This window comes from Stenomitos rutilans (assembly GCF_059505485.1).
The window spans coordinates 1-19,529 of the sequence record NZ_JCACKR010000151.1 but is presented as its reverse complement, the minus strand read 5'-3'; the positions used below and the strand labels follow the sequence as shown (position 1 = coordinate 19,529).

The following is a 19,529-nucleotide window of genomic DNA, read 5'->3' as shown; positions in this document are numbered from 1 at the left end:
CGCCCTTCTCAATCTCTCTTTTGCCACCGTTTGTGAGACACTCCCAACTGGCACATCCATATTCTGTACTGCTGATGTACTATTGCGAAGAGAGGGATTCTGATAACGTTAGATAGCAACTACTGAATGATGTTGTCTGGAAGACTTCACCATCATCTGTCTATTGTTTAGAGCGGTTCTACGCGTGCCCAAATCCGGTTCTCTGTTTCCGACTGATGATAACTACACGAACTTTTTGCGATCGCTGAAAGAACGGATTCGGCAAGCGCAAATCAGAGCAGCGCTGGCTGTCAACAACGAGTTAATCGTACTCTACTGGCAGATGGGGCGAGAGATCTTAAGCCGACAGCAGCAGGAAGGATGGGGATCGAAGGTCATTGAACGATTGGCGCAAGACCTGAAGCGAGAATTTCCCGACATGAGCGGCTTTTCCCCGCGCAACCTCAAATATATGCGGGCGTTTGCCGAAGCGTATCCTGATGAGCAATTTGTGCAGCGTAGCGCTGCACAAATCCCCTGGCGGCATAACCAGGTGCTCTTGGACAAACTGAAAACTCCTGAGCAACGGCTTTGGTATGCTCAGAAATCGTTTGAGAACGGCTGGAGTCGGGACATCCTGGTGATGCAGATTGAATCCAATCTTTATACTCGCCAAGGTGGGGCCATCACTAATTTTGAGCGGACCCTTCCAGGGCTAGACTCTGATCTGGCCCACCAGCTCATCAAGGATCCCTATAACTTTGATTTTCTCACTATTACTGAGGAGGCAAAAGAACGGGAGTTAGAGAAAGCACTCGTGGTGCGTATTCGTGAATTTCTGTTAGAGCTGGGCATTGGTTTTGCGTTTGTTGGCAGTCAGTATCGCCTGGAAGTGGAAGGAGACGAATACTTTATCGATTTGCTCTTTTATCACCTGAAGTTGCACTGCTACATTGTGATTGATTTGAAGGTGACCGAGTTCAAGCCGGAGTATTCCGGCAAAATGAACTTCTATATTTCAGCGGTCAATAACCTTCTGCGGACTGAGGTAGAAAATCCCACGCTCGGGATTATTCTTTGCCGCTCGAAGAAGAAGACAGTGGTGGAATTCGCCCTGGATACCGTGCATAACCCGATCAGCGTCTCTACTTATAAGTTACGGGATGGGCTGCCATCTACGCTACAAGAATGCTTACCAACCATGGAGCAATTAGAGATGGAGTTGGAGGCAGCGGTCTCTGAGTTAGAGAATGAGCAAGATTAGAGTTGCAACGATGATGCCAGACAAGTTGTTTCTTTCGTTTTGGAAGTTGTCTCTGGAAAACCTACCAGTGGGACAGTTTGTTCATCAAGAGTTAAGTCCAACGGAAGCAAAGCTTTTGATTGATCAGGCACGTCAGAGCTACTCGTTGATCTGTGTTTCCAGTGATGACCTCCTTGCGCCTTATAAGCAAAGCAGCTTGGAGAAGCATCGGGAACTATGCCAGGTACTACAGACACACTTTGATCTTTCAGTTGTCGTAAAAGACTTTTTCAGCAACAGCTCGGTTGATGGAGAGGAGTTTTTCTCTGTCAGCCCGTTGGAAGTTGTTCAAGTCAGCGGCAAGATCAAGCTAATGATTGTGACCTGTAGCTATTCGCTACCAGAATTGCGATCGCCAGGAAAGTTAGAATTTCAAGTGATTCCCGATTCAGTCGAGTTCCATTTGATTAGTGCGTGTTAAAGCTCACCTGTAAGACGCTCTGCCAATTGGCAAATTACCATCATTCGTCCAGACAAACTCGCTGTACACTAACTCTGTACGCGATCAACTCAGCCTGTGACCAACGTCATCTCGCTCTTTAACCAAGCTGGGGGCACTGGCAAGACGACTCTTGCCATGAACTTAGGGTACTCTTTGGCGCAGCGAGGGCAGCGAGTTCTACTCGTAGATATGGACCCGCAGTCTTCTCTAACCGTATTCATGGGCTTACAGCCGCATGAGCTAGAGGACACGATCGCTCACAGCATTTTAGACCGGGCAGCTCTCCCCATTCTGCATGGCATTCATCAGATGGACTTGGTGCCTAGCAACCTGACGTTGAGTGCTGCCGATGTCAGGTTGGCGACCGCGATCGCGAAAGAGACCCGTCTTAAGAAAGCACTTGCCCCTGTTGAGCAGAACTATGACTTTGTGTTGATCGACTGCCCACCGACACTGGGGGTGCTAAGCATTCTCTCACTGGTGGCATCGACACATATCCTGATCCCGATGCAGACGCAGTATAAGAGCTTTGTGGGTCTGGATCTGCTGCTGGGGACAATCAATGAGCTGCAACAGGAAGGGGTCGCATCAGACCTGAAATTTGCTGGAGTCATCCCTAATCTGCACGATCGCACGGCACAGGGGAAGGAGATTTTACAGGCTGTGACAGAGCAGTTTAGCGGCGTCGCGCCTGTCTTCCCGCCCATTCCACGGGCTGTTGCCTTTGCTGATGCTTCTATGCAACACCTACCGTTGGGGCTATATGACCCCAAACATCCTGCCCTCGCAGTCCTGACTGCTGTTACCCAAAGCCTGGAGTCCTTATAGTGCCACCCCGTAAAACTGCACTCAAACCGCAGCTTCGTAATGTTGCCGCGATTCTTAACCGCGAGACGCCTGCCGAGGCTGAACACGTTGAGCAGTCGTCTCAATCTGCCGCACTTGATAAAATCCATTTGCCCACAAAGCAGCCCCGTCGCTTCTTCGATGCCGATAAGTTGGCTCAACTGATTGCATCGGTCAAGGAGCATGGCATTCTAGAGCCGCTTCTCGTTCGTCCTCTCAAGGATGGGGAGTACGAGCTGGTCGCGGGAGAACGTCGGTTGCGGGCGGCTCGTGAAGTGGGGCTAGAAGTAGTTCCAATCGTGGTGCGCGAGTTGGACGATCGACAGGCGATCCAAGTTGCGTTGATCGAGAACTTGCAGCGGGAAGACCTGAACCCAGTGGAAGAAACAGATGCGGTGTTGGATTTGCTGGCGATCTCTTTAGATACCACAAGGGAAGATGTGACTTCGTTGTTTTATCAGGCGCATCGGGCAAAACATCGCGGTCAGGAATTGGGACAAAACGTTTTGTCCCAATTAGAAACTGTACAAAATGTGATGGCAGGGGTCGGTCGGTTTAGTGTTGATAGCTTTCGTTCTAGCCGCCTGCCGCTACTGAATTTGCCGGAAGATGTGTTGACTGTTCTCCGTCAGGGGAAGCTGGAATATACCAAGGCGCAGGCGATCACCCGTGTAAAAGATAAGGGGCAACGGGCTAAGTTGTTGAAGCAGGCAGTTGCTAAGAATCTATCGCTGAACGAGATTAAGGTAGCGATTAAAGAACTTACGCCAGAAGCAGAGCCGGCACCTGAGAAAATGCTGGTTGAGCGCCTGGGTGAGATTGGCAAGCGGTTGCGGAAGAGTGAAGCCTGGGGCGATCGCAAGAATCGCGATCGGATCACCAAGCTACTGGATGAATTGGACAAACTCACCAGACCGACTGAATAAACGCGGAGTATCGCTTACCCTGCTGCTGCAAAAAGTTGGGCAGGCGTGAAGTTAAGCGTGCCAAATTGAGATGACTGAATCGCATCACTTCTCCGAAAGGTGCCAGATTCCGTATAGCGATCGCCTGTCAGTACCAGTACTAAGACAGTTTCCAATTGCGGATCGATAATCCAGTATTCTGGGATCTCCCGATCCTGATATTGCATCCGTTTAGCGATATAGTCGCGGTCGCGCTGCAAATCGCCAGGGCTAACGACTTCAACCACGAGTAATGGTGGAGCCATACTGAGTCGCAGGGTGTTGCGCTGATCCAACTGCTGGACGTGTTCTGGTTGCAGGATGGTTAAATCGGGATAACGATTTTTAGGTTCCCCTCTTACCTCTAGTTCCAGTCCATGCGGACGCACTCTGAGATGACCAACGATCGCGGCGAACTGTAACAACAGAAAGACGGCAATCGCAGTATTCTTTCCCGACTCTGGTGGCACCTCGATCAGTTCTCCATTGAATAACTCATACAAATTCTCTGTGCCATCGTCGTAGGACAGGTACTCGTCAAAGCTCAGAAATCGCTGTTTGGCTTGAGTCATAGGGAGATATTCGTGGTGCCCTAGCCGATCATTCTGCCTTTATTGTACGCTGCCCTTTCTTCCCCGGTTTCTTTGCCTTCCCCTGCGCCTGCTGCTCTCGCTCGGCACGGATGCGCTCTAGCAAAACGGAGGCGTTCAATCGACCACATCTACTTGCTTTAAGGCAGTCGTCAACGCTCTCATAAATTCAACAAAGACGCGAACTCTAGCCGAGAGATAGCGTCTTTGCGGATACAACACCGCGATTGGTAAGCCAATTTGAGGTGCGTAGGCTTGGAGAACCGCTTGCAGGTCGCCTCGCGCGATCGCTTTTGCTGCAATAAACTTGGGTAACTGCACCACACCTGCTCCTTGCATAACCGCCTCTAAAATGACTTCTGAATTATCGAATCTCAGATAGCTGTCAACGGCTAGGTCGATTGCTTTTCCATCTTGCTCAAACTTCCAGATTGGTTCTTGTCGCGTCTGTGGAAAGATGAAGTTGACACAGCGATGTTGCAAGAGTTCTGTAGGTACGGTGGGCGTACCATACTGAGCCAGATACTGCGGCGAGGCACAGGTGATGTAGCGTGCCGTTGCCAGATGATGCATGCTTAAACTGCTATCGCTGCTTAGTCCAATTCGTACCGTTGCATCAATACCTTCTTCAATAAGATCGATCAAGCGATCGTTAAACGAAACATTCAGCTTGAGCTGAGGATATTGGGCCGCAAATTGCAGTAGCGCCGGAGCGATATGCAGTTTACCAAACGTGAAGCTCAGATCCAGCCGCAAGGGTCCGATCGGTGTGGATTGAGATTGTTTGACTTCAAGTTCAGCTTCTTCTAAGTCGTTGAGGATTTGCTGACAGCGTTCATAAAAGCGGCTGCCATCTTCGGTCAGCGTTAAGCTGCGAGTCGTCCGCTGGAGCAAGCGCACCCCTAACTCATCTTCTAAGCGTAATACCGCCCGGCTCACGGCGGATGGAGCTATGCCTAACTGCCGTGCTGCCTCCGAAAAGCTTCCAGCCTGAGCGGAGCGCAAGAAAATCATCAGGCTTTTCAGCTTGTCCATAACCACAAACGCATCTTTGCATTTTCTGCACAACTGTTTTGAAGTTTAACTACTTTTTCTCTGTTTCTGTACAAGCTAACGTTTAGACAACAGCAACGTTCAAAGACACAAACAGACTTGAGAAAACCGACATGACAGAGCAATCAACTGCAGAACAACTCATCTTAGTCACTGGAGCCACAGGCAACCAGGGCGGTGCAGTGGCACGTCATCTTCTCCAGCGCGGCAAATTTAAGGTTCGCGCAATGGTTCGCGATGAAAAGAAGCCTGCTGCCCAAGCACTCAGACAAGCAGGTGCAGCACTCGTACAAGGAGATTTTAACGATCGCGCTTCCCTTGATCGCGCTGTACAAGGTGCTTATGGTGTTTTTTCGATGCAGGACTTCAGAGAAGGCGCAGAAGTAGAGATTCGTCATGGTCAGGCAATTGCTGACGCAGCGAAAGCGGTGGGCATCGAATATTTCGTCTATAGCTCAGTGGGCAGTGCCGAGCGCAACACGGGCATTCCGCATTTTGACAGCAAATTTCAAGTCGAGGAATACATCCGCTCAAGCGGTCTGCCCTATACGATCATGCGTCCGGTGTTTTTCTTCTACAATTACAACTCGATGCGTCCAATGGTTGAGCAGGGAACGTTCTCCCAGCCGCTCAGTCCTGAAACAAAATTGCAGCAGCTGTCCAAAGAAGATTACGGGGCAATGGTCGCGGCAGTCTTTGAGCGCCCTACAGAGTTCATAAACCGCGAAATCGAAGTCGCCAGTGTGGAGATGACTATGCCAGAAATCGCTGCCACATTCAGCCACGTTTTGGAAAAACCCATTGCCTACCAACAAATTCCGTTTGAAGCGTTCGAGCAACAAGCCGGAGCGGAAGTGACTACCATGTATCGCTGGTTTGAGCAGGTTGGCTACATCGCGAACTTCGCCGAATTGAAACGCGATTTTTCTGCACCGACCGACTTTGAAGCTTATCTACGCGACCAGGGTTGGGTAAAATCAGCTAAACGCACCTCTGAGCCTAAGTCAGAAGGTTTAGAGGAAGCTTAAACGACTAGCCACCTGAGCAGCTAGCTGGTCGTTTAAGCAGCCTTGTTGCTAACACACATGAAGACAAGGAGGAAAGCCAATGAAAGTACTGGTAGTGGGAGCAACGGGCAAATACGCTAACCTTGTCGTGCCCGAACTGAAGCAGCGTGGCGTGACGGTACGTGCGCTAGTGCGGGACGAGAGTAAAATCGACGTGGCTCGACAGCAAGGCGTAGACGAGACGGCGATCGGCGACCTCGGTAACTTGGAGAGTCTCCAAGCGGCTGCCAGCGGTGTAGAGGGTGTTTTTCACATCAATCCCGCCTTTGCACCCAATGAGGCGGAGCTGGGCGTGGCGATGGTCGAGGCTGCCAAAGCAGTCGGTGTGCAGAAGTTTGTGTTCTCTGGTGTCATTCATCCGTCGATCACCAAGATGAATAACCATGCCGCCAAACTTCCGGTCGAGGCGGCGTTGTATGAGTCAGGCATGGCGTTCACTGTCTTACAGCCCACCATGTTCATGCAAACCCTCGACAACGGCTGGCATGCCGTTCTAGAACAGGGTCGCTTCTCTCTGCCCTACTCCAAACAAGTGCAGGCGTGCTACGTGGACTACCGCGATGTAGCAGCGGTAGCAGCGCTAGCGCTGACGGGAGACAAATTAGGCTACGGCACCTTTGAACTCTGTGCTCCTGGCATGGTCAACCGTGTGGCACTGGCGGCGATGATGAGCGAGGCGGTCGGGCACACCGTTGAGGCGTGTGAAGCCCCCTTCGATCAGTGGGCGGAGGCGGCACAGATACCTGACGGTCCTACCCGCGAGGGCTTGAGACGGATGTACGCTGATTATGACCAGTACGGCTTCCCCGGTGGGAACGCGCTCGTGCTGCGAGCCATTCTCGGACGAGAGCCGCGATCATTACAGCAGTATCTCCAGGAGCTGGCAAGCCACCAAGGGCTCTCCTAAGCCGTCTTCAGAGGCTGAACCTTCACTCTGACGCTGCCCTTCTGCTGCGCGGGGCAATTAACCCAGTATTCTTAGCAAAGGCTACAGAAGTAGGACTTTTAACCCAAGCAGCACCGCTTGCGCTAGCCCAGATTTTGCAACCGACTTTGCAGCTCAAACAACAACAGCTCCCAAGCAGCTGGGGTCAGCTCCGCTTCTGGTTGCTCACAGACTTCCAGCATAAAGCGGGTGCGCTGCTCCCATGTCCAGCCTAATTGCTGCACGCGCTGAGCGATCGCCGCTTGAATTGACTCCAAGTCAATGGGTTGCTGCTGCACCACCGCCCGTAGCAGCATTGGGGTCTCTAAAAACGTGGTCAAGTCCGGTCGCACATACCAGTCGGCTTGCTCCAAGGCAAAAGCGGGTGGTGGTGCGGTGAAGTAGATGGCATCCAGTTCATCCTCAACAGCCAGCCAGCCCACCATACGTGCCAAGGCCAACCAGTCTTCCTCCGCTGGCTCCAGGTAGCGAGCACCCACAGCCAGCAAATCCACCTTTGCCAGTGGATTATAAACACCAGCAAACCACGCCAGCGCCGTCTCTTCGGGATGCTCTTGCTGATATTGAGCAAAGAACGCTGCCACTTCCGCCTGCATCGCCAAAGCCACAGGTGTTTCTAGCACTGGTGGTTGAGACACAACACTCAGTTGCTGGATTTCTTGCAAGGCAGTCTTACCCCCTCGGCGTTGCGGTTGTGATCGTCCAAAGCCACCTGGCATCACTGCCTCCTCGCTCGAGCCACTTGAAGTTTGCTCTGATGTCACTAAAGCTGTACTGCCGAAACAGACCGACTCCTTCTGAGCGTGAGCAGAAAAGAACCGCTGCGCTTCCGCTACCAGAATCCGGTCATCACTCTCCAACCATACCTGCATCTTAGCAAGCTGCTGCTCTGCCCGCTCAGAAGTCTGAGCGTTCACGACCACAGGGACGCCTGTGGAAAACCCCCCAGACCCCCCAACTTCTGGAAACCCAACCGCTTGCCCAAAAAGGACAGCGGGATTGGGCACAAGCTTGTTGGTATTCATAGGGTGGCTTTTCGCTTCCTGCTTGGGTTTCAGCCCTTGTGTAGTGGTCATTTCTTCTTGGACAGGGTGGCTTTCCGCTTCCTGCTTGGGTTTGAGGTAGTTTGGATGCCATAACTCTTTGTGTTTCTCCAAGGTTTGGCTGCCAATGCCATAGGTTTTGATTGCATTCTTACGGGCAGTTACCTGCTTCGGTAAGGCGTTTTTATTGAGCAGGTTAGTGACTGCTTGATGAATGCGATCGCGAGCGGCGTGTGACTGTGACTGGTTCCAGTTCGGTTTAGGTGGTGCAGTCGGTTCTGGTAAGAGTGAAGTCTTTGCCTGATGCTTGGAACCAAAGGGGTAGTAATGGCTGGACTGGATGGAACGGGCATAGAACATCGCGCGTTGTTCCAGGTTGCCTTGATGGCGGCAATAGGTCTCAAAGCCAGGGAGCGATCGCGCCACTTCACAGATGGCGGCGGCTAAGTCTTCACCCGTGAGGGGTTCAACATCACGTTGGATGTGACCGAAGATGTATTCGCGCATGGCAATCCGGCCCAACAGGTAGTTGGTTTGCCCGGAGTCAGACCACCCGATTAAAACCTCGATGTTCAGGTCATGGAGAAACTTCTCGGCTTTGCCTGAGAGTTTGTACCGCTTGCGTTTGGTCTGTTGCAAGACCCGCTTCAGGGTGCGCTGATCGATGGCATTACGCTGCTGGGCAAACTGCCAGCGCTGAACGAAGGTGGTTTGTTCGCCGTAGATGGGTTGAAAGTCGCTATTCAGTAGGTAGGAACCGACTTGCAGGGGGAGTCGATGGGCAGTGTAGAGGCTAGGCGCTTCGCTATAGGGTTTGGGGTTGGGGAACAGTTCAAGCTGTCCCGCTTTGAGTTTGAACCCGGCATTAGCGAGCAAGGTGGAGACGATCTGGGCGATCGCCCACGTTTCTTGCGCTTTTTGGAAGGGCAGGTACAGGTGGATACCACCGCTATAGCTGCTGGTGACGGCAACGGTTTCGACCAAGCCTAACGGTTCTAGTGCTGCCAATAGACGGGGGATAGCGAAGCGATCACTGTGGGGGTGGTAGAGGCTACCCCTGTCGATGTCGAGCATCAGGTAGTCGGTTTGTTTACCGAACCGGACGCCATACAAGTAAGCGCCTTCTTGAATGAGGCGATCGCTTAAGGGATGTCTGTCTTCGGTTTTCCAATCAGGGCGATCACCGAGGTCTGGATGTTCGGCATAGATGAAATCGAACCGATGTGGAAAGAGATGCAGAAACGCGTCTGGCTCTTGAATTGCTTGAAATTGAGGGTCGGGGAGGTTCATCAATTACCCTCCCTGTCTACGACAATATTTTGTAGGGCAAGGTTCTCCCTGCCTTGTATTCTTTGATGCACAAACTTACTCCTATGGCTGGAACAACAGCGGATAGGAAGCCATGCAAAAACTAGAGCAATTCAGCAAAAAGGTTGCACCTTTTGACAAATTGCCACTAAAATTGGCATAGCAAAGCTGGGTGACCTAACATTTGTGCTCGCCAAAGCTGTGAGTTAGAGTCCCCGCCCCTATCCTTAAAATCGAATAACAAGCCTTCTAACCCCTTCTGTTTACCGCAGTGGGGGTTTTTGGCTTCTAGATATCCCTAGAACATAACCACGCTCCTTGCACTTTCAAAAGAACAAACTTGGTGACGCATCAGCTGTGTTTCTCAGCTCAGCAATTCGACTTTAGAGAGTATATTTGATCTGCTCCCAGATCCGGACACCCTGCTGTGATTTTTAACGGCAGCGGCTAGGGTTAATGCCCAGCCCTGAAGACTTGCTCAGCCGTTAGTGCTAACTCTGGAAAAGTCAGAGACTCAATCCGCTCTCTACCTCTAAATTGCTTCACCTGATACTCTCCATCTCTGAGTACATAGACTGAAAAAGTGGGTTGCTTTGGTTTGCCAATATAGCGAGTGCCGCCTAATCCTAAGTAATCGGCTAGCCAATACTCTTGAATTCCCATCGTTTCGTAGTCTTCAAATTTGCGGGCGTAGTCAGTTTCCCAGTTGGTACTGACCACCTCGACAACGAGCTTGATCGTGCTGCCTTTAGTAATGGTGGCTTCCTGCTGCCAAAGGGGTTCCTTTGCCAAGGTTTGGCGATCAGCTACCAGTACATCAGGCAGATAGCCTGTGTTCCAGCTAGGAGCCTTGATCAGTGCTCGCCTAGGGAACTTGTAAGGGTATTGCAGCCGATTTGCCTCTAGAGTGAGCGTTGTGGACAGTAAATCAGTGACATCTTCATGTCCACCTGTTGGTTGCATCTCGAAAACAATTCCATCAATCAACTCGTAACGCCCGTCCTGAGGTAGCCAAGTGACGAACTCCTCAAAACTCATCGGTTTTTCAATCGCTGCAATCATGCGATTACCCCCTACTTGCCTTTCAACTTCTCCAACCCTGGAAGGTCTGGAACGTTTGGCGGTTCTCCTCTTAGAACACTGACCACGATCGCTTGAATGAGGTTCGGCACTGTCCGAATCTCTTTATCTGCCCATTTTTCGAGAATTTCAAACTGATCATCCTCGAAAGATACGGTTGTGCGCCGCATATCGTCTGCTTCCCGCTTGGAATGCATAAATCATATCCTCCCTCTCTGGATGATCTCCTTTTCGCATCAAACTAATCAAACGCATTGATTGAAGTAATTGATGCAATTTATGCTACCATCCTTTACGAGATTCGTTGCTATTTCATTGCAACGGGATCCTTTCGGATAACGCGGCAATGGAAGAGGCAAAACCATGACCGTGCATGTTTTACAACCGTCGGGTCACTCCCTTAAAGAGTTAGCGTGGCGACTCTCAAGAGTGAGAGGTCGGAAAGTCCCTGACCGCACCTTGCGCTGGTGGATCGAACAACTTCACATCGAGCCAAATGCTTACGGACTTTATGACGACAGTGATTTAGCCGTGCTCATCAGTCTTGTCTTGTTTCTCAAACGCTGTCGGTCTGTCGCCAAATTCAAAACCCTCTTGCTTCAGGAGATCGAAACCCATGCCCCTTAACACCGATGCCCTCAAAGACTCTGTCAACGGGCACAAGCCCAAAGCCAAGCGCCCCAACCCCAACCCTGAGCAGCAACAGCAACGACTGTCTGAACTGGATCATCAGAGCGCTCATGCTATTTCGGCACTAGCTCAGACGGGCGTGAACACCATTAATGCTCAAGTGTTTGCTTTCGATGCCAAACTGACCCAGTTTGAGCGCAGCACCGCCAAAGTGATGGCCGAGCGCCTGCGGCAGTCCCAACTCCGCATTCAGCAATACCTGGTCGCAGAACTAAGCAGACACCCTCACCAGTGCGCCGACTTTGCGGTGCTGCTAGACGAGGCGCTAGAGGTGCCTGACCTGACCAGCAGTTTTCTGATGATCGCCCCCTACACGGCAGCCGGTGCATTGCCGCTGTAAACCCCTGTGCCCAGTCAGTCTAGACCCCCTTCACGGTGCTAAAGCCATGCCACAGCCCCCAAACCCGACCGAGGGACAATTCTTCACCCTGCAGCCAGTGCCACCACCCGAGCCCAAAGCCACGACTCATTGGGGCTTACCTCTGGCGCTGGGACTGCTGGCCATTCCACTGCTCATGTTCGGTTTCGGTTTCTCGCAGCAGCAGCAACCAGCCACCACCGCCCCCAGTCCCACCGCTACACCGTCTGTCTCGCCGCTGCCGACCCCGTCACCAGCATCGCCAGATGCTACCACACCACCGCCAGAAAACGCTGCAGCGCCGCCCACAGCGTCTGTCACCAACGCCCCGCTAGCAACCCCGAATGACCTTGCCACCTTCCCGATCGCCCACATTCAGAGCCCTGGCATGGCAGCAAACTTCCGCAGTGCCCCCAGTCTGCACAGTCAGGTCATCGGCATGCTGATGCACGGTGATCTGGTGGAACTGTCGCCCGACCGCCGCGTCCAGCAAGACGGTGTGGTGTGGGTGCCCGTGCGGTGGCGGGGGCAGACCGGCTGGCTGGCGAGCAACTTCCTTGGAGACTCCACCCATGCCCGACCCTAAAGCCTTACCACCCGCTGCACCTGCCAAGCTGGCCGTCTGGGCAGACCAGTCCGGCACGCCCTATCTGGTGCAACAACAAGCCGACGGCAGCACCACCTTTACCCCACTCGAAACGGCACTGGCGCAAGCAGCACCACCCACCCCTGAGCGCGTGACCACGTATCGTGAACCGCTCAACACCCTGTTGCTCGGCATTGCTGTCGTGCTGGGGTTTGTCTTGTGCGGTTATTGGCTGGGTTTTCTCGCCGGTGCGGCTGGTCAGCGCGTCGTCCTCGTCCCCCGTTCGCCCCTCTGCGACACCCATCGCAGCAGTTTCCTGTTCTGGTCCTCTGAAACCAAGGAGTGCCACTAATGTCAGCCCCAAGAGCCAAAGGCTACAGCAGCAGCCCCAAAGGCATCCAGTCCCATCTCCTGCCCCATGCGGGCGCACTGACCGAACGCGCGACCCGCTACTTCGGCATCGACCTGGCACGACTACCGCAAATGAGCGACCATGAACTCGCTTTGTTTGCGGATCGCGCCACTGCCATGACCCGCCTGAAGGAGATTCTGCCGATCCTCGAAAAACACTTCACCACGCTGATTGAAGGTCAGGTTGAGTACGAGCAGTTTGTCCAGCGCGTCTTAAAGCAAGTCGAAAAAGGCTCCAAGCAAATCGACAAGAGCCTTTTAGATGCATGGCTCCTGAGCAAAGGCTACGACAAGCACCTGCAACTGCTGAACCAGAAAGCCGGACACGGGATGCAGAAGCTCGAAGCCGAATATCGCTCCGAGTATGACCTGAATCGCCTGGACTTCCAGAGCGCCATCAAACTCATTCACCTGCGGCATCAGCACCGCGCCAAAGCGATCGGTGAGAAAGTCCCCCAGGCGCAACGCTTCCTGCACGTGCAGGAAGCGTTGCGGCGACAAGCCGAGACTCGCAAAGAACTGCTGACGTATGGCACCGCTGGCAAGCCTGGGAAAGGTTTCTGGCATGGTGTCAAAGACTTCTTTCGGGTGTGAGGTAAACCATGTTTGACCAATACGATTCACCCCTGATGCTGCCACCGTCCGATGGCTACTACGAGCCAGAGGACACCCCCGAACCGGATCGCATCGATTACGTGCTGGAAGGCATCAGCCGCTTCATGGGACTGTTTGCCCTGGGTATTACCATCACCTTGATCGCTCGGTGGGTGACAGCACTGCTGCCGTTCTATTGGCTGGGGGCGATCGCCTGTCTCCTCTCCCTGATTCTCCCGGCTTACCTGGCTCGTAGTGCCCGACTGTTAGCCATCGCGATCGCCCTGGTCGTCGCCATCTTTACGGGCTGGTTTGACCAGCTTGCTCACACCAGCCAACAGGTGCAACAGCACGTGCAGCAGCAGGTACAGGAGGTTTTGAAGTGAAAGACCCCTATCTGCCTCAGATTCTGGGGCTGCTGGCGGCTGGTATGACCAGCACAGCACTCGCAGTCAGTGGCTACCTGCATCAACCGGAAACGTTTCGCTTTCTGGGTACGCAGCTCACCTACCAGGCGGCCTATCGTAAAATTCCGCTGTCCTTAATGGGGACTGGGCTTTGCGTGTCTGCCTGGCTACTCACCCAGACCCGACGCGACTACCGTCGCCAGTACGAAGAGTGGGAGCGCCAAACGCGGCTGCAACAAGGTCAGCTGCAGGCGATCGCCCATCATGCCGAACTGGAAGGCTATCAACAGGTGGCTCAGTTACAGGCAGCCGAACGGCTTTACCCCCAGATGGCACCGTATCTGTCAGAGGTTCAAGAGGCCGACTATCAAGACGTGACAGCGCCACCCCCGCCGCAGGCACCCCCGTCGCCCGTGGCAGCAACTGCTGCACCTGGGCAAGCAAGCGTGCCTGTCACACCCTCGTCTGAAATGCCCGCTGACACCACCGCGTATCTGCAAAACTTCCTCGAATATCCAGGACTGTTGTTTGGTGGCATGGGTGCCGGGAAGAGCTGGACGGCGCGGTACCTGGTGATGCAGAAAGTGCGAGCGGGTCATCAGGTGATCTTGCTCGACCCACACGCGGCCAACCACGAATGGCAGGGCATCCGGCATATCGGTGCCGGGATGGATTACCGCGCGATCGCGGAATTCTTGAGGTGGTACCTGGACGAAATCGAGCGTCGCTACCAGGAATTCAACCGCTCTGGGTTGACCGAGGAAGACTGGCAGCAGTCGTTACGGCAGCAGCAGCGGATTACCAGCGTGGTGTCGGAAGAAATGACGAACTGGGCGGACCGCCTGCCGGGTGATATCGGCAGTAAGTTCTTCAAGTCCGCGATGAGCGATAGCCGCAAAGTGCTCATGCCACCCCTGTTTGTCGCGCACGATCGGACGTTGTCAGCACTAGGGGATGCGAAAGGCATCGCCCGCTTACGTGACGCGGCACTGCTGGAATTAGAGCTCATTCCCACCATTCACCCGACGACGCGGAAGCCGGTCTCCAGTGGTAAAGGCAAGCTCAAACTACCGGGACACGCGGAATGGTTGGCGGTCGAACTACCGCAAATTGAGCGCAAAATCACCGACTTCACGCTGTGGACACAGCCACCCATGTCCGCTCCACCCGTCCCATCAACACCACCAGCACCGCCAAACCAGACACCTGATTTACGCACGCAATTGGTGGAATTCTTGCAAGACTGTTGGCAAGCCGACGCGCCGCCAAACGAGACCACTTCTGCCCGCAGTCGTCTTGATGCTCTGCCCACAAGCGACCTCAAAAACTTAGGGATCTACCTACGTAAGAAAGGTGCCATAGCTGTGAGAGACGTGAAGAAAAGCTGGGGTAAAAACAACGGCTTGAATGGTGAGCAGGTGTCTGAACTGTTACTGGAATTAGTCAACCTCAACCTGATTGAAACGTTCTCAGACGGCACTTCCCGCGCGGAGTGGGTGCGCTGGCTGGAAACCTAGATGGAGTGGTGGTTACGTCAACTGCCGTGTGCCGTACGGCAGTTTGACGGCACCTTAGACAGCACGTTTACGGCCGTCCAAACGGCACTGGTTACGGCACTTTTTAAGCGGTTTTTGCTTACACTATCTTTAACCGATCCCATCCAGTCATCGTTCAAATTCGGCGTGAACTCAGAGACAAGCTGCCTAACGCGTAGCTGGAAGAAGTGGTCTCGATTCTGAGTACCAGTTGAGCGACCAAACGCTGGACGAGTTGGAGCGAACCCACCATGGCAAAAAGCACCCAAAGACTGCATTTGGTTCCTTCTCTAGATACGCAAGGCATTCCAGAACCCTGGAACACTTCACTTCAGCGACTGGATTGTCCTACACCCGGATTGCTACTCGTCTACCCATCGCCTCCCCTGGAACCCAGGACTACTCAAATTGCTGCCCCAGCTTTAATTCAGCAGCGACTCGATATGGAAGAAGCCGACTGGCGGATCGCGCTCTACTGGGTCGTCAAGAAAAAGTGGAATCCCAAGCTCAAAATTCCTCTCAAACAAGCAGCCGCTAATTTGTATCAGCCGTGGGGTGAACTCCTCTATCGAGGCTTAGAACTCTGCATTGAATGCCACAGATTGTCCCCGTCCAGCCATACTTTGTATTCCTCTGATGCCTTTTGGTATGAACGCGTTATGCAAGAAGCCAAGCACATCAGCATGAGAGCGATCGTCGCCAACGAGCCTACAGGAAAATCGTCCAGCGTTGAAGAACGCTACGACATCATCAAAGCGTTGAAAGCGCTCACCAATCCTGCCAACCCGCGCACATCCCCTCACTTTCATCGACTGATGGAAGTCGCCCTCACGCTAGAGCACCAAGACGCGTTCAACGATCGCTATTGGAAGCCATTTCTACGCGCCTGTAGCCAGTGGACTCAATGCACTGCCAGTCGCTCCTGCCAAGAAACATTTGTCACAGGCAACAAACTGGTGCAGCGGTGTGGACAAGGCAGAGGAACCATCACGCTGCTGCGCGCGCCTTAAATTCTGGTTCTTGAAACCCTTTCTAGCTAAGGGTTACAGCTTTTAATCTGAAACTTCATTGTGAGAACATCCCTGTGCCAAATTAGGCGCAGGGATTTTTTTACTGTTCTTTTTAGGCTGCTACGTCAGCCTCTACTCATCATGTCCACTCGCAAGCAAGTGAAATCGCCAAGACCCCTCTGTCAGCGAAAGCAGGGCAAAGAGGGAGCGAAAACGCTCCGTGGAGTCCCAGAGCTTTATAGCGAGAGAAAGCAACAATTCAATGCCACGTTAACGCCTCAGGCGATCACCATTCTAGAAGAGCTTGCGCTCTTCATCGGCGAGTCGAGATCTCAAGTGCTTGAGAAGGCAATTCGAGGTGAAATTGATTTATTAACACTGTTAGCGCAACGAAACTTGCTTCCCTTGCAAGCAAAAGAATCAGCGATTCAACAAACCATTTCCACGTCTTCAAACCGTGACTCAAGTTAAATTTAGCTTATAGGCTTAACCTCTAAAATTCTCCGATCGCCTTCGTTCTTTTCAATCCAGGCACAAGCATTTTTAGGCGCTTCTACAACTGTATAGCTTTAGCTTAAGCGGGTACCCACCCGAGCAATGACCATTCTATCCAATAGAACAATCTCAATAGAATGAACTTAGAATTAAACACTCAAAACCTTTACTCATTAATCGATTAAAGCTTTTCAAAAATGTTCTTTGATATAGTATTTTTCGCGGTTGAATATAATAACAAAAGCAAAATCGTTCTAAAGTTGAAAAATTTGACAACTCATAGAATTCAAATCTGCTAATTCTTTAGCTTACACGCATTAGTTGATGAGGAGACAAGGAAAAGATGGAAGCCAATAGAATTGTGAGCAATGCGCCTCAAAGTGTTTTTGAAGCCTTAGAAATTGCTCAAGGGGAGTTGCAGCAGATCAGCTTGATTCAAACCTCGCTGCTGCGATATGTGGTTCCAGAATGGGGTGGACCTGAAGCCAAGACGGGCGAACAAGTGTCTTATGCCGCCATTGCGTTTTTGAAAACGGTGCCTCTAGAGAAACTCCTAGAAGCACCGAGACGGCAGGAGCACTATTTTGAGCGAATTCAGGCTAGTAAAGCGTGTCGTCGTCGAAATCGCTTTTATCTCAAGCAGTTTCTTGAATGGGTACAACAAAAGCGGTGGTTACGCGTTCACAACCCTGACCATTGTGAGCCACAGTTTAATCGCTTCAACAGGCCGAAAGGTCAACGTCGGATCTACGCTAACGATTTACGCACCACCAGTCTGAAGCACCCCAAAGCTTATGCGCTTGGGACGCAAGAGGAGGACTACGTTTGGCTGGAGGGGCAGAAAGTACTGGCAAACCCATGCCTAGAGCGAGAACTTCAAGAGGTGAAGGAGTTTGGGTCTAAATTTCGGAAGCCGAAGCAGGTTAAGCAGCAAATTACCCACCTGAAGACGATTTTGGGGTATCTGCATCGAGTTGAGCACGTGGCACTGGAAAGGCTGTGCTTAAACCTGTTGATTCCATGCGTGCAGTTGCGGTTTTCGAAAGAGGATTTTGCGGGCACAGAAGCCTTTGCAGTCAATGCTAGAGGGCTATTGCTCGACCCCATAAAAGCCGAGCAGACGTTAGCCATGACAGAATCCATGGCTCAACGCCAAGCGAAGAAAAAGGCTGACGTGACCATCAAAATTGTCGAGGCCTTTTTTGACTGGCGACAGAGCGAACTGGCACAGTGTGGGCAGCCGGATGGCTTGTCTCCAGCCTCCAAACGAGAGGTGCTAGGAGCCGTCATTTTGGCGAGTAAAGCTCAATTTCGGGAGGAAACCGATCCGGAAGAGACCGACAATTTTGAGGATGTTTCGGTGATTCGGCGCTTACGACTCCGAATCAATCAGGAGGTGTTGGATACTCAGAAAACTCAAAAACAGATTCGGAAGCGCAGTGTTCCTTGGGAGCAAGCGATGAAGGTGTTTGAACAACAAAGGCTTCAGACACTGGAATATCACATCGCCTCCAGAGATCGGCATGGCAAAGCCGGAAAGGTCGTTCGTCAGCGAGCGGTAACCTCGATCGCAATCGATTTTCAGAAGACGGTTGTGTGTGGGCTGATGACGCTGATTCCGACCGACCGCCAGCAGACGTATCGGGATTTAGAAACCGGAAAAACGCTGCGGAATGGCTCTTTCTTGGATGAGGACTGCGAGGAGTTTGTGGATCAGGGCATCCCGACCGACCCAAATCAGGCGCAGTTCTGGATTAATTTAGAGAACTTCAAAACGGCTGAGACCTATGGCGAGTTTTGGTATCCCGTGCCCAACGTTCAGTTTGTGGATGGCACTACGTTTTATCAATACATCGTCGGCTTTTTGTGGGGCTTTGAGGACGAGAAAGGGGTGTTTCCGACGTACCACCAAGGGGAACACAAGCACTGGCAGGGAGTAATGGATCAAGCAGGAAAGCGGTGTGGTTGGAGAGCGGCACTCAAGCCTCAGCATGACAAAATGTTCTCGATGCCCGTGGCTAAAACACCCTTTGATGACGTGGCGTTTTGCTCCATGATTCGCGCTCTGTTTGTCCGCTTCACGCAAGAGTCGGGAAAAGCGGTGCCGGTCACGCCCCATAGTTTCCGGCATATGCTATCCACGTATCTGGATAAATTAGGGGTAGCTGGAAAAGAGGAGCAAAGTTTCGCTTATGTCCTCCACCACTCGCCGGAGGTGCATCAGGGCAAGTATGTGTACAAAGACAACATGAGTCGTATTGCACCCGCTGTAACGCGGATGAATGAGATTATCAGAAGTTTGATTTAGGTGAGCGGAGTATTTTTGTCCGTTGCTAGTGCGCCGAGCAAAGCTCGGCTTTGTCTACTGGGTGAAAGTCCCAGTGCTGGAAGCCTTGGCAAGGCACTAGATACTGAGTGTGGCGTCAGCGCTGGTAACAACGCTGGTGCAGTGTACACAAGTCTGTAAGTCGTTCGCAGTAGCCAACGATGGAATGTGGAGTGGAACCCTTTCTTTCTCCTAACTACCTAACGTTTTTGACTGCTTTCATAATGGTCGGGAGATGGCACTGTATATGGTAGAAGTGCCATTTCTTCTGAAATCCTTGCCAAAGGATTAGTGGTAGCAGATGGTTTTACTAGAACCGGGCGGATGGCGCTGTTGCGTCGCGGGGCAGTATTACAGGCACGACCCCACAACAATCGAACCGCAATCACCTTTTGAGTGAGCAAGGACGTTTCTTGCGATCCTATGAACCGTCAAGTAGTTGTCGTTTCTTGAACATGTAGGGCTCTTCCGAGCTTTTGGTGAAGCCGAGAGAACGACTGCTGCACTACGTTGAGC

Annotated in this window: 21 protein-coding genes; 16 read left to right on the top strand and 5 right to left on the bottom strand. The window is 52.3% G+C overall.

The features are described 5' to 3' along the window. Positions 1-184 precede the first annotated feature (184 nt). The 4 genes from AC5JLP_RS30845 to AC5JLP_RS30830 all read left to right on the top strand — a co-directional run bounded on the left by AC5JLP_RS30845 (position 185) and on the right by AC5JLP_RS30830 (position 3,496). The gene (locus AC5JLP_RS30845; protein ID WP_496071687.1) at positions 185-1,243 is read left to right on the top strand and encodes a PDDEXK nuclease domain-containing protein; all 1,059 of its coding nucleotides are present in this window, start codon (positions 185-187) and stop codon (positions 1,241-1,243) included. A gap of 10 nt (positions 1,244-1,253) precedes the next feature. Beyond that, positions 1,254-1,703, top strand: a complete 450-nt coding sequence (locus AC5JLP_RS30840) for a hypothetical protein (RefSeq protein ID WP_496071686.1) — start codon at positions 1,254-1,256, stop codon at positions 1,701-1,703. A 96-nt stretch (positions 1,704-1,799) separates the two neighbouring features. Then, positions 1,800-2,552, top strand: a complete 753-nt coding sequence (locus AC5JLP_RS30835; RefSeq protein WP_496071685.1) for a ParA family protein — start codon at positions 1,800-1,802, stop codon at positions 2,550-2,552. Continuing rightward, positions 2,552-3,496 carry a ParB/RepB/Spo0J family partition protein gene (locus tag AC5JLP_RS30830; RefSeq protein ID WP_496071684.1) on the top strand — a complete coding sequence of 315 codons (945 nt, stop codon included), beginning with the start codon at positions 2,552-2,554 and terminating at the stop codon, positions 3,494-3,496. Before AC5JLP_RS30835 ends, AC5JLP_RS30830 begins: the two co-directional genes overlap by 1 nt. 14 nt (positions 3,497-3,510) lie before the next feature. Here the strand turns inward: AC5JLP_RS30830 and AC5JLP_RS30825 are convergent, their stop codons facing one another. Then, a complete protein-coding gene (locus AC5JLP_RS30825; RefSeq protein ID WP_496071683.1) occupies positions 3,511-4,086 on the bottom strand; it encodes a Uma2 family endonuclease in 576 nt (191 codons plus the stop codon). A 135-nt stretch (positions 4,087-4,221) separates the two neighbouring features. Continuing rightward, complete coding sequence (locus AC5JLP_RS30820; RefSeq protein ID WP_496071682.1) at positions 4,222-5,139, bottom strand: LysR family transcriptional regulator; 918 nt, start codon at positions 5,137-5,139, stop codon at positions 4,222-4,224. Positions 5,140-5,270: 131 nt separating this feature from the next. On the opposite strand from AC5JLP_RS30820, the gene AC5JLP_RS30815 reads away from it, so the two are divergent. Together AC5JLP_RS30815 and AC5JLP_RS30810 are read left to right on the top strand one after the other, a co-directional pair. After that, positions 5,271-6,185, top strand: coding sequence for an NmrA/HSCARG family protein (locus tag AC5JLP_RS30815; RefSeq protein WP_496071681.1), 915 nt, complete (start codon positions 5,271-5,273; stop codon positions 6,183-6,185). A gap of 79 nt (positions 6,186-6,264) precedes the next feature. After that, a complete protein-coding gene (locus AC5JLP_RS30810; protein ID WP_496071680.1) occupies positions 6,265-7,131 on the top strand; it encodes an NmrA family NAD(P)-binding protein in 867 nt (288 codons plus the stop codon). A gap of 122 nt (positions 7,132-7,253) precedes the next feature. On the opposite strand, the gene AC5JLP_RS30805 is transcribed toward AC5JLP_RS30810, so the two are convergent. The 3 genes from AC5JLP_RS30805 to AC5JLP_RS30795 all read right to left on the bottom strand — a co-directional run bounded on the left by AC5JLP_RS30805 (position 7,254) and on the right by AC5JLP_RS30795 (position 10,798). After that, positions 7,254-9,503 (bottom strand): hypothetical protein, encoded by a 2,250-nt coding sequence (locus AC5JLP_RS30805; protein ID WP_496071679.1) that lies wholly within the window; start codon positions 9,501-9,503, stop codon positions 7,254-7,256. Positions 9,504-9,974: 471 nt separating this feature from the next. Then, positions 9,975-10,583, bottom strand: a complete 609-nt coding sequence (locus AC5JLP_RS30800) for a Uma2 family endonuclease (protein WP_496071678.1) — start codon at positions 10,581-10,583, stop codon at positions 9,975-9,977. 11 nt (positions 10,584-10,594) lie between these two features. Beyond that, positions 10,595-10,798, bottom strand: a complete 204-nt coding sequence (locus AC5JLP_RS30795; RefSeq protein WP_106255759.1) for a hypothetical protein — start codon at positions 10,796-10,798, stop codon at positions 10,595-10,597. Positions 10,799-10,964: 166 nt separating this feature from the next. Between AC5JLP_RS30795 and AC5JLP_RS30790 the strand changes: the two genes are divergently transcribed. The 10 genes from AC5JLP_RS30790 to AC5JLP_RS30745 all read left to right on the top strand — a co-directional run bounded on the left by AC5JLP_RS30790 (position 10,965) and on the right by AC5JLP_RS30745 (position 18,995). After that, positions 10,965-11,228, top strand: coding sequence for a hypothetical protein (locus AC5JLP_RS30790; RefSeq protein WP_496071677.1), 264 nt, complete (start codon positions 10,965-10,967; stop codon positions 11,226-11,228). Continuing rightward, positions 11,218-11,631 carry a hypothetical protein gene (locus tag AC5JLP_RS30785; RefSeq protein ID WP_496071676.1) on the top strand — a complete coding sequence of 138 codons (414 nt, stop codon included), beginning with the start codon at positions 11,218-11,220 and terminating at the stop codon, positions 11,629-11,631. Before AC5JLP_RS30790 ends, AC5JLP_RS30785 begins: the two co-directional genes overlap by 11 nt. Before the next feature lie 97 nt (positions 11,632-11,728). Next, entirely contained in the window at positions 11,729-12,235 is a 507-nt protein-coding gene (locus AC5JLP_RS30780) for an SH3 domain-containing protein (RefSeq protein ID WP_496071675.1), read from the top strand. Then, on the top strand, positions 12,207-12,587 hold the full coding sequence (locus AC5JLP_RS30775) for a hypothetical protein (protein WP_496071674.1): 381 nt from the start codon (positions 12,207-12,209) through the stop codon (positions 12,585-12,587). Before AC5JLP_RS30780 ends, AC5JLP_RS30775 begins: the two co-directional genes overlap by 29 nt. After that, positions 12,587-13,240 (top strand): hypothetical protein, encoded by a 654-nt coding sequence (locus AC5JLP_RS30770; protein ID WP_496071673.1) that lies wholly within the window; start codon positions 12,587-12,589, stop codon positions 13,238-13,240. Before AC5JLP_RS30775 ends, AC5JLP_RS30770 begins: the two co-directional genes overlap by 1 nt. 8 nt (positions 13,241-13,248) lie before the next feature. Then, on the top strand, positions 13,249-13,626 hold the full coding sequence (locus AC5JLP_RS30765; protein ID WP_496071672.1) for a hypothetical protein: 378 nt from the start codon (positions 13,249-13,251) through the stop codon (positions 13,624-13,626). Beyond that, positions 13,623-15,164: a hypothetical protein gene (locus AC5JLP_RS30760; RefSeq protein WP_496071671.1), complete on the top strand. Its 1,542-nt coding sequence runs from the start codon at positions 13,623-13,625 to the stop codon at positions 15,162-15,164. Before AC5JLP_RS30765 ends, AC5JLP_RS30760 begins: the two co-directional genes overlap by 4 nt. A 269-nt stretch (positions 15,165-15,433) precedes the next feature. Further along, positions 15,434-16,192: a hypothetical protein gene (locus tag AC5JLP_RS30755; RefSeq protein ID WP_496071670.1), complete on the top strand. Its 759-nt coding sequence runs from the start codon at positions 15,434-15,436 to the stop codon at positions 16,190-16,192. A gap of 141 nt (positions 16,193-16,333) precedes the next feature. Further along, on the top strand, positions 16,334-16,663 hold the full coding sequence (locus tag AC5JLP_RS30750; protein ID WP_496071669.1) for a hypothetical protein: 330 nt from the start codon (positions 16,334-16,336) through the stop codon (positions 16,661-16,663). A gap of 367 nt (positions 16,664-17,030) precedes the next feature. Further along, on the top strand, positions 17,031-18,995 hold the full coding sequence (locus AC5JLP_RS30745; RefSeq protein ID WP_496071668.1) for a hypothetical protein: 1,965 nt from the start codon (positions 17,031-17,033) through the stop codon (positions 18,993-18,995). Positions 18,996-19,529 lie beyond the last annotated feature (534 nt).

What these genes read in the sequence shown, in the direction of transcription:
- AC5JLP_RS30840 (WP_496071686.1), top strand. Translation starts at nt 1,254, where the DNA reads ATGATGCCAGACAAGTTGTTTCTTTCGTTTTGGAAGTTGTCTCTGGAA.
- AC5JLP_RS30815 (WP_496071681.1), top strand. Translation starts at nt 5,271, where the DNA reads ATGACAGAGCAATCAACTGCAGAACAACTCATCTTAGTCACTGGAGCC.
- AC5JLP_RS30820 (WP_496071682.1), bottom strand. Translation starts at nt 5,139, where the DNA reads ATGGACAAGCTGAAAAGCCTGATGATTTTCTTGCGCTCCGCTCAGGCT.
- AC5JLP_RS30750 (WP_496071669.1), top strand. Translation starts at nt 16,334, where the DNA reads ATGTCCACTCGCAAGCAAGTGAAATCGCCAAGACCCCTCTGTCAGCGA.
- AC5JLP_RS30800 (WP_496071678.1), bottom strand. Translation starts at nt 10,583, where the DNA reads ATGATTGCAGCGATTGAAAAACCGATGAGTTTTGAGGAGTTCGTCACT.
- AC5JLP_RS30795 (WP_106255759.1), bottom strand. Translation starts at nt 10,798, where the DNA reads ATGCATTCCAAGCGGGAAGCAGACGATATGCGGCGCACAACCGTATCT.
- AC5JLP_RS30810 (WP_496071680.1), top strand. Translation starts at nt 6,265, where the DNA reads ATGAAAGTACTGGTAGTGGGAGCAACGGGCAAATACGCTAACCTTGTC.
- AC5JLP_RS30770 (WP_496071673.1), top strand. Translation starts at nt 12,587, where the DNA reads ATGTCAGCCCCAAGAGCCAAAGGCTACAGCAGCAGCCCCAAAGGCATC.
- AC5JLP_RS30825 (WP_496071683.1), bottom strand. Translation starts at nt 4,086, where the DNA reads ATGACTCAAGCCAAACAGCGATTTCTGAGCTTTGACGAGTACCTGTCC.
- AC5JLP_RS30805 (WP_496071679.1), bottom strand. Translation starts at nt 9,503, where the DNA reads ATGAACCTCCCCGACCCTCAATTTCAAGCAATTCAAGAGCCAGACGCG.
- AC5JLP_RS30755 (WP_496071670.1), top strand. Translation starts at nt 15,434, where the DNA reads ATGGCAAAAAGCACCCAAAGACTGCATTTGGTTCCTTCTCTAGATACG.
- AC5JLP_RS30785 (WP_496071676.1), top strand. Translation starts at nt 11,218, where the DNA reads ATGCCCCTTAACACCGATGCCCTCAAAGACTCTGTCAACGGGCACAAG.
- AC5JLP_RS30790 (WP_496071677.1), top strand. Translation starts at nt 10,965, where the DNA reads ATGACCGTGCATGTTTTACAACCGTCGGGTCACTCCCTTAAAGAGTTA.
- AC5JLP_RS30745 (WP_496071668.1), top strand. Translation starts at nt 17,031, where the DNA reads ATGGAAGCCAATAGAATTGTGAGCAATGCGCCTCAAAGTGTTTTTGAA.
- AC5JLP_RS30765 (WP_496071672.1), top strand. Translation starts at nt 13,249, where the DNA reads ATGTTTGACCAATACGATTCACCCCTGATGCTGCCACCGTCCGATGGC.